The organism is Paraburkholderia sp. SIMBA_054 (assembly GCF_046534875.1).
In the GTDB taxonomy this organism is placed as follows: Bacteria; Pseudomonadota; Gammaproteobacteria; order Burkholderiales; family Burkholderiaceae; genus Paraburkholderia; species Paraburkholderia hospita.
In genome coordinates, this window is sequence record NZ_JAWRXV010000086.1 from 1 (window position 1) to 13,364 (window position 13,364).

Below are 13,364 nucleotides of genomic sequence, written 5' to 3' on the forward strand. Positions count from 1 at the left end.
CCTTGCAGACTGGCTGTTGGCCGGTGTTGCGGCGAAGGTCTGCTTCGTTTGCGGCGCGCTGGCGGGTTTCGGCGGTCGAGGCTGGCTCGCTGGCGTGCTGACGCTGGTGATGTACGGCGTCGTTCTGCTGTGCGTCAGGCATCTGGTCACGTCTGCCCTGATGCCTCGGACTTCCCGGTCGTAAGAGACGATTTGCCTGCCGCCCTTCGGGGCGGCTTTTTCTTTTTCCCTCAGCGGGTTCGCAGCCCGTTGGGGGCTGCTCCGCTTCCACATATCGGAGCTTCAAATGGGTGCAACTGTATTGACTGGCAAGAAGGCCGGCGCATTTCAGACGGCGGATGGCGAATGGATGTTCGCGTTGTTCGAGCGGACATACGAGAAGAATTGCTATCCCCACATCGATCGATGGTCTGCCATTGCTTTCGGGCGATATGCCGATGTCATGCGAAAGGTGTTCAGGCACGCTTCGTCGTGCGAAGGCGGCATGCTGCAAAGTCGCGCTGGCTACATCCGGCCGGAGAATTACATCGCCACCTGGAGGTCGTTGCTGGCGAAGCCGTTCCGGCTTCCTGACCAGACGATCCTGCTAGATGTTTCAAAGTCTTTTCAGGCCGCCATTCCCGACGCTGCGCTTGACGACGTCCGCAGTAGCCTGACCACAGCGGGACTCGCTGAGCGTGTGGATGAAGTCGTGGGAGGGCGCCTGAAAGTCTCGCTGCATGAAGAAGCTGCGTTGCTGGAAGCCATATACGGCGAGAGCGGAGCGCTAAGCGTGTGGCGAGTGCTGCGGGAGCATGATTGTTCGAATGTGCCGATCGCATCGGGCCTCAAGCTGCCGGCCCGCGATTCCTCGGCGCTCGAGCCGATGCCGGTGGTACGTTGCTACAGGATCGACGAAGAAAACCGGCTAGTCTCGTTCGACGGGAAACCCTGGGAAAACGCTGGCTGGCAATATTCGGCGATCGGTAGCTTCATCACGGACGTTGCCTATCCAATCGAGATGGAAGCGCCCGGTTTCGCGAAGGCTGCGATTCCGGTGTACCGTGATCTGATGAGAAACGCTGGCCAATTGCCAGCGGAGACCGTCATTGAAATCACGCGTATGCCAGAGGGTCTTGAGGACTATTGCGGGCGCGCTGCCGACGAACTGGCGGGCTATCTCGGCCTTGCTGACGGCGAGGGACGTGCGCCTGAGCGGTTCAGCTTCCGGTTTGGCGATGTGCCTGCAGAGCCGCGTGGCTCTGCCATGTACAAGCTGTGCAACCTTCGTAGCCAGCAGGTGACGTGGACGTTGCCGCAAGACACGGCTGCGCCGCAGCAGGTCGACAAGGCGCCATCCACGGACCTCGCCCAGATGATTCTCGAATTGGTCTAATCTGTCTCGAAAAGCGCCGCTCCCGAAAAAGGGGCGGCGCTTTTTTTTTCACCGGTAGCGGCGACGGAGACGCGCGTAGATGGCGGTGGCAAGCAGACCAACGAAGAGCGCTTCGACACCCCATTTCACCCAGTCGCTGTTAATGAGCGGATCGCCCATCGGCCGGAAGTAGTCGTCTGTGTCGCGACCCCGCTAGCGATGCTGTCGAGCACCGGCCAGATCGACGGCCAAGCGACGACGAAGAAGCCTGCGAGGAGGGGCAGGGCAAAGTCGTCCAGAAACCGCCACGCTGCGAAAAGAATCACCGCCGAGAACAGGATCGGTACCGCTGCGGTGCACACCGATGAGAAGCTGGCTCCGAGAGAACGCGAGATCCAGAACAGACCACCAAGGATGGCGAGAACAATCAGGACGATGATCGAAGATGTAGCGTCGTTGCGCATGGGAGGGTGCCTTACTAGTTGGAGGGGTGGAAAAAGAGGAAGGCGGATACAGGCCGCACGGTATTCAAAAAGCGAAGGCCTCCTGGACCGGGACTTTGGGCTCGCTTTGCGTAGCGCCCGCAGTTGCCCGAGCGGCAAGCAATGCCTCATAGCGCGCGACCACCGCCTCGGCTGTCGTGTAATCGACTTCGATGCCGACGAGCGCGGCGACGCGGGAGCGCACGCTTGCTATCAACGCGGCCTCTGCGGGGGTCGGGAGCTGGGTGGGCCAGCCTGCGGTGTAAAGAAGATGAGCCGGTATCTCCGCTTCAACAGCAACTCGTCCGGCAGCAGCCAGCTTGGCTCGGGCCACGGCGGTCTGAAGCGATGCCGGAAGGAGATCGGGCGCGACGTCAGCGAGCCATCGCTGGCCCTGAAACGCGAAGGTCGATGCTGCCTCGATCGCCACCATTTCACGATACAGATCGTGGTTGTCGGCGCAGCCGGCGGCCGCTCGAAGGTCCTCCAGCGAACTCATGATGCAGAAGGCGCACGAGACGCGCGACGCGCCGTAGCGGGTGTACGCCTCATGCAGTGCCAGACCGGCATCAGCGATTTCCTGCAAGACGTCCTCTACCGGCCACTCGATAATCGCGTTCCATGTGATGCCCTGTTTGCCGCGACGGGTCAACGCGGCGAGTGGTGCTGCAACAGGCATCTTGCTGCGGGCCGAACTTTCCTGACGGCGAACACCCGTCACGTTCACGATGTCGTGCTGCGGGTAGCGTTTTTTCAGCGCGCTCGTGATGACCGCCGTCTTCAGTTCGGACGTGCAGAACCGCATGGATGGGGTGCTCCATGGCAGGATCAGTCGAACGCACGACAGTTCTCTGTAACGAGTAACGTTGTTCTCCCAGCGCTTCTGCCAGCGCGCGAGCATGTCGCCCGCCTGGCGTCGTACCGTCAATAGTTCGCAGTCGAGGTGCGCGGCCAACCGTTCGCAAGTCGGCGCGCTGTCTTTCCACTCCACACGGCCGAGGTCGGCATGAACGAGGACACGCGGGCCTGTGTGTCCGATCAGATCGAGATAACGTGCGACGGCCAGTGCGCAGGCTACGCTGTCCTTTCCGCCGCTCACACCGATAGCGACCACCGCATCGGTATCCAGAAGGGCGTTCACCTCCGGGGTGCTGGCGACGGTGCGCGAGATGAGCGTCGCGGGAACGCTCAGGCGTTCGCGGAGGGACGAAAGGTCAATGATCTGCAGGGACATGGCGCGTAACCGAAGAGAGGTGTTGATTCATCTTCGCAGCTACAGCGCAAAGTCAAGGCGTCGTCGTTGGCGAGCATGGTTAGAGACGAATCGAGCCCTAATGAGGCGTCTTTTCGAGCGATTGGCGCTCGGGGGCGTCGTTAGAATGGAATCTCTCTCAAGTTCGTAGTGACCACCCTCGGAAAAACGAACTCTATTTGCCAGCCTGCGGGCTGGCATTTTTTTTATCCGTTGTTATCGCTGCCGGTGAGAGAGGGGCTGAAAACCGAAGCATTGTGGGTATGACAGGGACCCGCCGCGGATAAACTGCTTTCATTCCCTGCGCTACTGCGCATCGACCTCCAGACGATCCTCCAGAGGACCGTCCATTTTTTTCTCTCCAGCCATTCACTCGTTGAATGGATCACTGAAAAGGCTGACGTTCGCGTCGGCCTTTTCCTTTTACCGATGGAATTTTCCATCGTTCGTAGCAAGCCGTAGCTTCAGGCCGGATCTGTCCGTCCTCATTCATGTACCCATCTGGGAGCCACCTCCCTCTGGGACCGGCTCCCTTTTAAAGGAGCCGCACCATGCTGCAGAAAGCTATTGTTTCCGAAGAGTTGGCCCGCCGTTTTGCACTCTCCGAAAATCCGTCGAGGATTTCTGAGAAGTGGGGGTTTCGCGAAAAGCAGCGTGTTTCCGCGCAAGCTGTCGCAACGCTTCCGATCAGACAGTTCGACGCCACCATTCTGTATCTGTGGAGTGATGGAACGGCCACCGTGAAATTCGACTTTGATATTCCGTTCGACGCCGAGCGCGAGCTCGTCAAGAGCGGTCGAGTCGATCTGCATTACCTCACGCGTCTGCCGTCGTAATCCATGCCTACATGCTTCAGGTGGCTCTCACCTGAAGCTCATTCAATCCCGTAGGGAGCCAATCCCAATGGGACTTGGCTCCCGCTCCGCTGGAGTCTTTTCAATGTCTAACCGCTTTAATGTCCCCGCCGTTTTCATGGCCGCGCTTGCTGCAATCGGTTGTGCTCTGGTCATCTTCGGCTGCCTGCTTGAACAGCAGTTTCAGCTCGATCTGCTACGTACCGCTGGTATCGCCGGCCTCGATGCGTATCTCGCACAGGTCGCTTCGCACCAGCTGTCGTTTGCATCGTTCATGGTCGAGTCCGTCACCGGACACGGCTATGCGCGAGGTGCGTTCGTGCAAGGCGTCGGCTTCTGGTTCGTCTTCGTGCTCACACCGGCCGCGGCGGCGTTCATCGCCGCTGCACGTGTGTTGGGTGCGTCGAACTGGATGGGCGGGCGTCTTCGTGTCGCCGCTGCTCACTGAACAACATTTCTTTCCCGTCAGGGCAACCACCCTGACGGGGCGGTTGCTCATCAACTCGTTGAGGCAACCATCATGTTCAAGCTCATCATCAGCGTCGTTCTTCTCTCACTCCTGACCGGCTGCGCTACTGCGGATTTCGGTTCGCCGAATACGTATCAGCGTTACGACGTGCAGCACCTCGGCCAGATGGAAGAGGCGACGATCCTGCGCGTGCGTCAGATCACGATCGAGTCGGGTTCCGACTCCTCGGGGCTGACGTCGATCGTCAGTGCGGCAGCAAGCGCGTTTCTCGGCTCCCAGGTCATCGGGAACGGGAAAGGCCGGTATGTCTCGGGCGCGCTGTCTGGCGCTGCTGCGGGCTTCATCTCGCAACACGTGAGCGTGGCGATGTCCCGGCACAGCGGCATCGAAGTTTTCCTGCGTCGCGCCAACGGTCAGACCGTTGTCGTTTCGCAGGTCGACGACCAGCGTTTCGTCCCTGGCGAGCACGTCTATCTCGTTTCCAGTGGGTCCGGCTACCGGATCACCCACTGATATTTCCGCGCGCTCTGAGCAGCGCGCTTCCCTTGCGGGGCAACTCCCCGCAAGGGAGTCGCCTCGTCTATTCGAGGTTCATCATGAAATTTCCCAAGCTGTTCTATGCGGATCGTCGATCCGCTGGCGCTACCGCTGCTCTCCAGCAGCAGGCCTCGCGCGTGCTTCGCCGCGTGGCGCAGGACCTGCGTTTGCGCTCTCATGAAATCGTTGTGGAACCGTCGCGCCGGAATTTCCCGGGGCGTGTCTCTCTTCGTACTGAGACGCTATTTGTCGACGTGCTTGACCGGCCTTGCCAAACGGCGGTCGCCCTTAGCTTCCGCACACGCCGCGGTCGCTCGGATCTGACTGGTGGCGGCGAAAACTACGTTCCGCTCGAGCAGATCGAGACGACACGCGGTTATCAGTCGTTTCTCGACGGGCTCAGGCTGGCTGGTGGCATCGACACCTCCTCTGGAGGGCGGCGATGAAACTGGCGAAGGTCAAAGTCGAGTACACCGGCGGCACCACGATCACGGAACGAGTGACGCTCGATCCGGCGACGGGGCAGGTCACACTGCCGCCGCGTCTGCATGCGCTTCTGAAGGCGATGGATGAAACCGAGTGTTCGCCAGCTTTCGGGCTCGAATACGGTGGCCAGATTTTGTCGGTCGTTGCGTCTGACGGTACTTACAAGGTGTCGATTCCGGAGGAAGCGAAACCGGGCTTCCGGCAGGTCTTGAACGCGATACTGTATCCGTCGAAAGACCAGCGCCAGCAAAACGGGCGGTACATGCACACGCTGTCTGCCGCGTCGATCGGCGGTGCTGTCGGATATGTTCACGCTGCCCCGATGCTCGATCTGCAGACGGTTGTAGGTGCGGCAGGCTTGGGCGCACTTGGGGTACTATTGTGGTACGGTGGTCTTCTAGCGGTGAAAGGAGAATGAAATGGGTGCGACGATTTTCACCATGGTGCTCGGCGTGTCCATTGCGGCTTTTCTCATGTGGACAAACCATAACGGCGAAAAGCGCGATCGCGAACGCGATTGGGGCAAGTGATTCACGACGTGGCCTAGCCGCGTCGCATAAGTAGAGCCGCACCCTCGGGGGTGCGGCTTTTTTTCGTCTATACGACCATCTGACGCGTCCCCCGGGGCGCGTTTTCTCTTTGGAAACCAGAATGCAACAAGTTGACCTGAATCTGGCAATGGCCAACGATGTTCCCGCTGTTACCGGCGCTGTGAGCACCATGCCCCCTCGCGAACGACTCGACACGACTGGAAAGACGGTCGGCGATGTCCACAAGGCTTTGTGCAAGGCGTTGTATGGTACCGAGCTTGAACCCGAGTGGCTTTCGCCGGCGAACACGCTGGATGACGCCGACGAGGAAACGAGCGGCGCGCGTCTGGCAAGACTGTGGCCTGACGACAGCGTTTGGAACCGGCTTGCCATCTCCGTCGATATCGGACGGTCGGAAGGCTGGATCGTTAACATTGACTGGATCTATCGAACCGAGACGGCGCAGTCGCACCGGCGGGGTTTCGGGGTGATGCCGATGCTGCGAGCAAAGGTCTTCACGTCGAACCACGCATGGGATCTGGCGCGCTTTATGGCTCACGCGCTCGACGTCGCCTAACTCGCTTTCTCGCGCCTCCAGGCGCTTATCCCTTTGCGGGCACTCGGCCCGACAGGGAACGATTGCCCGCTTCCTTTTCCGGAGCAATCGACATGTATCAACTTTCCTTCGCTGGGCAGACTCTCTCCCTCGGTACGCTGCTCGAAGTGCTGGCAGTCTTCAGAACCGATTCCCGCCTTTCCTCCGTTGAATCCTCAGAGATCGTGCTCCTGCACGGCGGCCAACACGTCTCGGTTACCCGCTACAACGGCAGCCTGACCGTCCGGCGTCCCGGCACGGCGCGCGATGTGTTCCTGTCTATGGTCGATGAGATCGATGGCGCTTACTTCCGGCCAAACGGCGTGATGCAGGCGGCGTGGCAGATCCGCCGATCGCACTGGAAGCTGCTCTACGACGCGTTCGACCTTACGTCGAGTCCGCGCCTCATCTTCTCGTCGGATCAGATCGACGCAGCATCGGACGGGCGCGGTAGTCTCGGCCTGCATGACCTCCTTCAGGCCGAATGCGAGCGCCGGTTCGGTTTTCGTTACGCCGGTCCGGAATATGGCCGCACGCGCGACCGCAACGGACGGCATGAAGTGCACGTTGCTTACGCGCTCGCTGAGGGCTTGCCCGTCCCGGAAGCGGTGCTCGCTGAATACCGCGCGTTGCCGGAGAAGTTTTCGACCGACGTCGCGTGGGGCCAGGTGCTGCTGTCCGTACCGGAACTGCGCGGTGCGATGTCTGCTGACAAGGTGCGCGTTCTCGCAAGCATCATGTCGCGGGAAAAGGGTGGTATCACGTCGCAGAACGCTGCGCTGCTCGCGATGGTCATGCGGCTGGCGCCGAACAGGCCGACGTATGTCGAGGTCGATGACCTGCTGTTGCGTCACGGGCTGGTGGAGCCGTACAGCCTGCCTGAGCGTTACGCTAGCCCGCAGCCGCTTGGCAAACCTGTCTCGAAGTTCGCAGAGGTCTACCGCAGCAGGATGGCAGATCACCGGCGCGACAAGGCAGTCATGCAGTTGCGCAAGGAGCGTGCGGAAGAACGCATCTCGCAACGTCACTTCGACCAGCGGAAGCAGATTGCACAACTCGAGCATGGTCGCGAGACCTTTGCGTTCGGCAACGAAGTCTCCGAAGCGATCGACAGCGGTGATCTGCGGTTTTTGCTGGACCTGATGGACTGTCCCGATGAGCGAAATCGCGTCTCCAAGCAAACGGTGCGCGAGGTGTTCGGCGTCAAGCTGCTCGGTGTGCGCGCTGCTGCCCGTCGTCGGGCGATTTTCGCGCTGGCGGGGTTCAACGAGGCGTTCCAGCGTGAGTGGGATGCGGCGGGGACGCCTGAGGCGCGCGAACACCTCGTGAGGACGCACGCGGCTCGCATGCCCGCCGGGATTCATCCGGCGGTCTTTGCCCAGTCGCTGATGGCTCATCACGTCTGAGAACCATTCCCCTGAATACACCCGGCCTCGCGCCGGGTTTTTTTTGCCTGTCCGCTATGCAATCCAGCCTTGCGTCCGTCTAAGGCTGTACAAAAAAGCGACGATTCCGGCTTTTCGCCGTCCCCACGCTGCCTACACTGGGTCATCTCCCGCGTCACTGACGCATCGACCTCGCCGACTCGTCGGCATTTCTTTATCGCCCCACAGGGACCACGTCCCTACGGGCGTAGTCCTTTCGGGGCTTTCTCTTTTTCAGGAAAGCCATCATGAAAGTTACGCCCGCACAACTGACCGAACTGCTCTCGCTGTACGTCCCGAAGCGTCTGCCGGTGCTCATCACCGGGCGCCCCGGTATCGGCAAAAGCGATATCGTCGAACAGGTCGCGCACGCAACCGATCACGAACTGCTCATCAGCCATCCCGTCGTTGAAGATCCGACGGACTCGAAAGGGTTGCCGTTTCCGGCGCCAGACGGCTTGAACGCGAAGTTCCTGCCGTTCGGTGATCTCGAACGCGCGATGAAGGCGAGACGTCCGCTTATCTGGTTTCTGGACGATCTGGGGCAGGCTTCGCCCGCCGTTCAGGCGGCCAAGATGCAACTTCTGCTTGCCCGCCGTATCGGCGAGCACGTCTTGCCGCCGCACGTGACGTTTCTTGCGGCGACAAACCGCCGGACCGATAACGCGGGCGTGACGGGGATTCTTGATCCCGTCATTTCCCGCTTCGCAACGGTGGTCGAGCTGGAAGCGACGATCGACGGCTGGACGAAGTGGGCTGTGCGTAACAATGTGCCGCCCGAACTCATCGCGTTTCTGCGATTCCGTCCGGACTTGCTCTCGGTGCAGAAGACGTCCCGCGATATCGAAAACACGCCGAGTCCCCGCAGCTGGGGGTTCGTCGCGAAGACGATGGGCGTGGTGCCGAAACACCTGGAGCACATCTCGCATGCGGGATCGGTGGGCGAGGGCGCTGCAACGGAGCTTGTCAGCTTCCTGCAGATCTACCGCGAACTGCCTAACCCCGATGCGCTTCTGGCTACGCCCGACAAGGCGATGATCCCCCAGACGCCGTCGACGCTTTACGCAATCGCAACTGCTCTGGCTGCTCGCGCGACGGAAGCCAACTTCGATCGTGTAGTGACCTATACGGAACGCATGATCGAAGCGGGGCATCGCGAATTCGCGGCGCTACTCGTGCGTGACGCGTTGGAGCGCACGCCGGAAATCGCCAACTCCTACGCCTTTATCCGGGCGCAGGGCGGCGAGATCGGCGCAATCATCAAGGGCGACTGATCCGCCGTTCCATTCCACTTTTTTCAGCTTCATCACCCATGGCTCTGCCGTGTCCGCGAGGACGCGCAGGGCCATTTTTTTCGCCTCATCCATTCATTTTCTATACGGAGCTTTCTCATGAACACCAACATCCAGTCGAAAGTCATGCTGTGCTCGGTCACGATCTCCACGTGGGTTGCCCGTCGATTCGACGGCAAGGCCACCGAAGAGGTCGAGAACAAGCACCATGCAAAGGGCATCGGTAGATTCAACAAGCGCCTGCTGCCCGAAAACTCACCCAGTTTTCAGGAGGTGGTGACGCTCGCCGGCCGCATCCGGAAATACTTCTACGATCACTCGTTGAAGTACGACCAGCTCGGGGTGCGCCTGCTGCCGACGATGATTTACATGGAATTCGCCGACCGGATGCGCTCGCTGAAAGACGAGTTCGATCTCGCGGTATCCGTGTTTCTCACCGACTACCTGGACCTGAAGGAGCGCGCCCGTTCGGAACTGAACGGCCTGTTCAACGAGGCGGATTATCCGACCCTCGCTGAGCTGTCCTCCAAGTTCGGCGTGAAGATGGCCGTGCTGCCGTTTCCTGACGCCAGCCAGTTCGGCGTCGACCTGCCTGCAGACGTGCTGACGACGCTGAAAAGCGAACTCGATGAGCATGTGCTGGCGTCGATCGCGACCGCGAACGAGGATCTCGTCGAACGGATGTATACGGCCGTTTCGCAGATGGCGTCGCGGCTGTATGCGACGGGCAACGTGCGTCTGGACGTGGCCAACAACGTGCGCGATCTCTGCGCGTTGCTGCCGAAGCTCAACTTCTCTAACGATCCGAAGCTCACGCACATCCTCGATCAGGCGAAGACGCATCTCGCCGTTCACACGGGTGCGGATCTGAAGGAGTCGAATGTCTTGCGTTCCCAGGTGGCCAGCAAGGCACAGGAGATCGAGGGGCTGATGGCTGCGTTCATGGGCATGACGCCTGCAACGGAGATCGAGACCGCGGACCAGAGCGCGCAGTTGCGCCTCGTTGCCTAAGGGGGCGCTCATGGATCGCACCGTGACGGTAGCTGGCAATGGCGCGGTCCATCCGCGCATTGCCAAACAGCGCACCGAGCTCGTTCTGTCCCAACCGTTTTTTGGCTCACTCGCATTGCGCCTGAAGATGATTGAAGACAGGTCGACCAAGGAATGCTGGGTAGACGGGGAATCGTTGGGCTATAACCCGGAATATGTCGACAGGCTGAGCGACCTTGAACTGCGGGGCGTGCTGGCGCTGAAAGTCATGCAGGTGGCCAACGGTCATTGCTGGCGGCAGGGTGCGCGAGAGAGCGGGCGGTGGAGCGACTCGAGCCAATACGCGATCTCTCCGATTCTCACTTCGTCGGATTTCGTGTTGCCGAAGGGCGCGCTGCATGACGCACGCTTTGCTGGAAAGTCGGTTGAAGAGATTTATGGCGCGCTGACTCAGGAGGCGAAGCAGAAACAGCCCAAACCTGAGCAGCAACCTAAACCTAAGTCCGATGAGCAGTCGCAACAGCAGCAGCCCAAGCCGGATGGCCAGTCGTCAGCGCCGGATGCAAAGGGTGGCAGCAAGCCTGATGGCAAGCCCGGTAACAAGGGCGGCAATCCGAACCCGCAGTCGCAGGCAGGTGGTGGGCAGGGTGATCCAGAGACGTCTGCTGGTTCATCGTGCGGTGAGGTCCGCCAGTACTCGGGGACTGATAAGCCTGTGAAGGAAGCCGAGTGGAAGGTTGCTGTCGTGCAGGCCGCAAAAGCGGCGCAGATGCGTGGCAAGCTGCCGGGCGACCTGCAGGCGATGGCTGGCGAGGCGGTAAGGCCCGTTGTTGACTGGCGCGCGGTGCTTCACCGCTTCGCGCAACAGTCATCGCCGACGGACTACAGCTTCGCCCAGCCGAATCGCCGGTACCTGCATCTGGGGTTCTATCTGCCTTCCTTGAATACGCCGGCCGTTGGTGATGCGGTGTTCGTGCGCGACTCGAGCGGTTCGGTGTTTGACGAGACGCAGGCGCAGTTCGATGCCGAGATCCTTTCGGTGTTCCATACGCTCAAGCCAGCGCGGTTGATCGTGATGGACTGCGATGTGCGCGTGACCCAGGTGCAGATTTTCGAGCGTGGCGACTCGCCGGAGATCAAGCCTGTGCGCGGTGGAGGCGGTACGGCATTCACTGATCCGTTCAACCGCGTGGCAGCCGACGGAATGAATCCGGCCTTTCTCGTCTATCTGACGGATATGGTTGGTGCTTTTCCGGCGTCGGCACCGCATTACCCGGTGCTGTGGGCGTCGACAACACCGCTTACGCGGGCACGCAAAGCGCCATTCGGTGAGACGGTCGAAGTTATCTGCTGATCGACTCCAATTCTTTTAATCCCAACCCGGCCTCGTGCCGGGTTTTTTTTCGTCCGCGCCGCGCTAAGCGCGCCATCTGGACCACAGATTTCGCGACGGTGCGGCGGAAAGCTATACGTTTTCGGGGGTCTTTCCGGGTTTCCATCTGTAACGCGTTACACGGCGACGCGCCGCGACGATATCGGCCCGGATAGCCAACGACGAAGATCATGGCCGAATGTGGTCACCGCACAACGCGAAAGCCGCGTGATTTCGTGCCCCTTTTGAAGCCTGCCCGGCAATGCCAGCGAGAACAATAGTCGCATGTTAGACCGCCCACAAAGCCGCTCATGCAAGACCCTGACAACAATCCGTTGCTGAAGCTTCAGCCGCTAAAAGCGGAAGCCGTCGCCATGTTCTTCGAGGCGTTGAACCCGCTTAAGGAACTGCTCGACGCGCCCGATCTCGCGGAAATCATGGTCAACGACCATCGCAACGTGTGGATCGAGCATCGCGGCGTGATGTCTCGCGTCAATGTGGACCTTCGCCCGGAGCACCTTGAAGGTGCGATTCATTCGCTCGCGTCATCGGTGGACAAGTCGGCACACGCGGGAAGTGACAAGGGAATCATCAACGCCGGTCACAAGAACCTGCGTATTGCTGCGGTTATGAATCCGACCGCCATCGATGGGCACGCGCTCAGCATCCGTAAGCACCGCGAGTCGAAGATGACGCTCGACGACTACGTCAGCATGGGCGCGTTCTCGGCGGCAAATGCGCGCCCGGCGGAAGCGGAAGCGATTCATTTCGAGGATGGCATTGAGGATGAAGCGCTCATGCGTGCGCTGAAGGCGCTCGTGCAGTCGCGGAAAAACATTCTCGTCGCCGGCGGAACGTCGGCGGGCAAGACCACGTTCCTCAACGCACTCGTTGGCGTCATTCCCGAAGACCAGCGCGTGATCACCATTGAGGACACGATGGAACTGAAGGTCCAGGTTCCGAACCGTGTGCGCCTCCTGTCGAACGCCGATACGAACGTTACGACGCAGCTGCTTGTCGCGCTGTGTCTGCGGTTCAGACCGGACCGGATCATCGTTGGTGAAGTCCGCGGTGGTGAAGGTTACGACCTGCTCCAGGCACTCAATACGGGCCACGACGGCGGCCTCGCGTCGCTCCACGCCAACAACGCGCGCACCGCACTCAGCCGCTTGGAGAGCCTCGCGATGCTCGGCATACCGACAGGTTCCCGCTGGGAACTCGACGACATGCGGAAAAACATCGCCGACTGTTTCAACTACGTGGTGCATTTCAAACGCACGGGCGAGATGCGGCACGTCTCCGAAATCCTCGAAATCCGGGGCTTTCGCAACAACGACTATGACCTACGACGGGTTTTTTAACGGGAGCACCACATGAAGCAAGGGAAGTTCTTCAGTACAGCCGCAGCAGTCGCCAGAAAGCTGCGCCCAGGCAAGCCGGTGATTGTCGGGGCGCTGCTGAGCGTTGCCTCCGCAGCGGCGATGGCCGCAGGCGACTACTCGTCGTTGACAGGCCTGACCGACATCATCTGCACGATCAGTAACCTTATCAGCGGTCCGTACCTGTACGGCATCGGCATCATCCTGATCGTGATCGGCGGCGTTGCCGTTGCAAATTCGGAAAGCAACATCGCCAAGACGTTCTCGGTCGTGCTGGTCGGTCTGGGTATCGCCTCGGTCGCGGTGCCGATCATGCGCGATCATTTCCACATGGCAGTCGCCTGCTGA

16 protein-coding genes are annotated in these 13,364 nt (G+C 60.4%); 14 read left to right on the forward strand and 2 right to left on the reverse strand.

Going from position 1 to position 13,364, the window contains the following annotated elements:
- Positions 1–184, forward strand: a 184-nt coding sequence (locus SB822_RS49700; protein ID WP_410858182.1) for a hypothetical protein, incomplete at its 5' end; no start/stop codon positions are given.
- Between the two features lie 165 nt (positions 185–349).
- Positions 350–1,375: a hypothetical protein gene (locus SB822_RS49705; protein ID WP_410858183.1), complete on the forward strand. Its 1,026-nt coding sequence runs from the start codon at positions 350–352 to the stop codon at positions 1,373–1,375.
- A gap of 125 nt (positions 1,376–1,500) precedes the next feature.
- On the opposite strand, the gene SB822_RS49710 is transcribed toward SB822_RS49705, so the two are convergent.
- A complete protein-coding gene (locus SB822_RS49710; RefSeq protein WP_086909332.1) occupies positions 1,501–1,818 on the reverse strand; it encodes a hypothetical protein in 318 nt (105 codons plus the stop codon).
- 64 nt (positions 1,819–1,882) lie between these two features.
- Positions 1,883–3,070 carry a phosphoadenosine phosphosulfate reductase family protein gene (locus SB822_RS49715; protein ID WP_410858184.1) on the reverse strand — a complete coding sequence of 396 codons (1,188 nt, stop codon included), beginning with the start codon at positions 3,068–3,070 and terminating at the stop codon, positions 1,883–1,885.
- A 569-nt stretch (positions 3,071–3,639) separates the two neighbouring features.
- Here SB822_RS49715 and SB822_RS49720 point away from each other — a divergent pair.
- The 12 genes from SB822_RS49720 to SB822_RS49775 all read left to right on the forward strand — a co-directional run bounded on the left by SB822_RS49720 (position 3,640) and on the right by SB822_RS49775 (position 13,364).
- Positions 3,640–3,924 carry a hypothetical protein gene (locus SB822_RS49720; RefSeq protein ID WP_086909333.1) on the forward strand — a complete coding sequence of 95 codons (285 nt, stop codon included), beginning with the start codon at positions 3,640–3,642 and terminating at the stop codon, positions 3,922–3,924.
- A gap of 103 nt (positions 3,925–4,027) precedes the next feature.
- On the forward strand, positions 4,028–4,390 hold the full coding sequence (locus SB822_RS49725) for a hypothetical protein (RefSeq protein ID WP_133061176.1): 363 nt from the start codon (positions 4,028–4,030) through the stop codon (positions 4,388–4,390).
- A gap of 72 nt (positions 4,391–4,462) precedes the next feature.
- Entirely contained in the window at positions 4,463–4,924 is a 462-nt protein-coding gene (locus SB822_RS49730; protein ID WP_086909335.1) for a hypothetical protein, read from the forward strand.
- Between the two features lie 83 nt (positions 4,925–5,007).
- Positions 5,008–5,394 carry a hypothetical protein gene (locus tag SB822_RS49735; RefSeq protein ID WP_086909336.1) on the forward strand — a complete coding sequence of 129 codons (387 nt, stop codon included), beginning with the start codon at positions 5,008–5,010 and terminating at the stop codon, positions 5,392–5,394.
- The gene (locus tag SB822_RS49740) at positions 5,391–5,852 is read left to right on the forward strand and encodes a hypothetical protein (RefSeq protein WP_086909337.1); all 462 of its coding nucleotides are present in this window, start codon (positions 5,391–5,393) and stop codon (positions 5,850–5,852) included. The genes SB822_RS49735 and SB822_RS49740 overlap by 4 nt, the downstream gene beginning before the upstream one ends.
- A 233-nt stretch (positions 5,853–6,085) precedes the next feature.
- Positions 6,086–6,541: a hypothetical protein gene (locus SB822_RS49745; protein WP_086909338.1), complete on the forward strand. Its 456-nt coding sequence runs from the start codon at positions 6,086–6,088 to the stop codon at positions 6,539–6,541.
- A 92-nt stretch (positions 6,542–6,633) separates the two neighbouring features.
- Complete coding sequence (locus SB822_RS49750; RefSeq protein WP_410858185.1) at positions 6,634–7,965, forward strand: hypothetical protein; 1,332 nt, start codon at positions 6,634–6,636, stop codon at positions 7,963–7,965.
- 266 nt (positions 7,966–8,231) lie between these two features.
- Positions 8,232–9,257 (forward strand): ATP-binding protein, encoded by a 1,026-nt coding sequence (locus SB822_RS49755; RefSeq protein ID WP_410858186.1) that lies wholly within the window; start codon positions 8,232–8,234, stop codon positions 9,255–9,257.
- Positions 9,258–9,374: 117 nt separating this feature from the next.
- Complete coding sequence (locus tag SB822_RS49760; protein ID WP_410858187.1) at positions 9,375–10,286, forward strand: hypothetical protein; 912 nt, start codon at positions 9,375–9,377, stop codon at positions 10,284–10,286.
- A 10-nt stretch (positions 10,287–10,296) separates the two neighbouring features.
- A complete protein-coding gene (locus SB822_RS49765) occupies positions 10,297–11,619 on the forward strand; it encodes a DUF2201 family putative metallopeptidase (protein WP_410858188.1) in 1,323 nt (440 codons plus the stop codon).
- 329 nt (positions 11,620–11,948) lie between these two features.
- The gene (locus SB822_RS49770; RefSeq protein ID WP_086909343.1) at positions 11,949–12,998 is read left to right on the forward strand and encodes a CpaF family protein; all 1,050 of its coding nucleotides are present in this window, start codon (positions 11,949–11,951) and stop codon (positions 12,996–12,998) included.
- Positions 12,999–13,010: 12 nt separating this feature from the next.
- Positions 13,011–13,364, forward strand: coding sequence for a TrbC/VirB2 family protein (locus SB822_RS49775; protein WP_086909344.1), 354 nt, complete (start codon positions 13,011–13,013; stop codon positions 13,362–13,364).

Coding starts and splice junctions, on each gene's coding strand:
- SB822_RS49740 (WP_086909337.1), top strand. CDS start 5,391: ATGAAACTGGCGAAGGTCAAAGTCGAGTACACCGGCGGCACCACGATC.
- SB822_RS49725 (WP_133061176.1), top strand. CDS start 4,028: ATGTCTAACCGCTTTAATGTCCCCGCCGTTTTCATGGCCGCGCTTGCT.
- SB822_RS49720 (WP_086909333.1), top strand. CDS start 3,640: ATGCTGCAGAAAGCTATTGTTTCCGAAGAGTTGGCCCGCCGTTTTGCA.
- SB822_RS49730 (WP_086909335.1), top strand. CDS start 4,463: ATGTTCAAGCTCATCATCAGCGTCGTTCTTCTCTCACTCCTGACCGGC.
- SB822_RS49735 (WP_086909336.1), top strand. CDS start 5,008: ATGAAATTTCCCAAGCTGTTCTATGCGGATCGTCGATCCGCTGGCGCT.
- SB822_RS49775 (WP_086909344.1), top strand. CDS start 13,011: ATGAAGCAAGGGAAGTTCTTCAGTACAGCCGCAGCAGTCGCCAGAAAG.
- SB822_RS49765 (WP_410858188.1), top strand. CDS start 10,297: ATGGATCGCACCGTGACGGTAGCTGGCAATGGCGCGGTCCATCCGCGC.
- SB822_RS49710 (WP_086909332.1), bottom strand. CDS start 1,818: ATGCGCAACGACGCTACATCTTCGATCATCGTCCTGATTGTTCTCGCC.
- SB822_RS49745 (WP_086909338.1), top strand. CDS start 6,086: ATGCAACAAGTTGACCTGAATCTGGCAATGGCCAACGATGTTCCCGCT.
- SB822_RS49770 (WP_086909343.1), top strand. CDS start 11,949: ATGCAAGACCCTGACAACAATCCGTTGCTGAAGCTTCAGCCGCTAAAA.
- SB822_RS49715 (WP_410858184.1), bottom strand. CDS start 3,070: ATGTCCCTGCAGATCATTGACCTTTCGTCCCTCCGCGAACGCCTGAGC.
- SB822_RS49755 (WP_410858186.1), top strand. CDS start 8,232: ATGAAAGTTACGCCCGCACAACTGACCGAACTGCTCTCGCTGTACGTC.
- SB822_RS49760 (WP_410858187.1), top strand. CDS start 9,375: ATGAACACCAACATCCAGTCGAAAGTCATGCTGTGCTCGGTCACGATC.
- SB822_RS49750 (WP_410858185.1), top strand. CDS start 6,634: ATGTATCAACTTTCCTTCGCTGGGCAGACTCTCTCCCTCGGTACGCTG.
- SB822_RS49705 (WP_410858183.1), top strand. CDS start 350: ATGTTCGCGTTGTTCGAGCGGACATACGAGAAGAATTGCTATCCCCAC.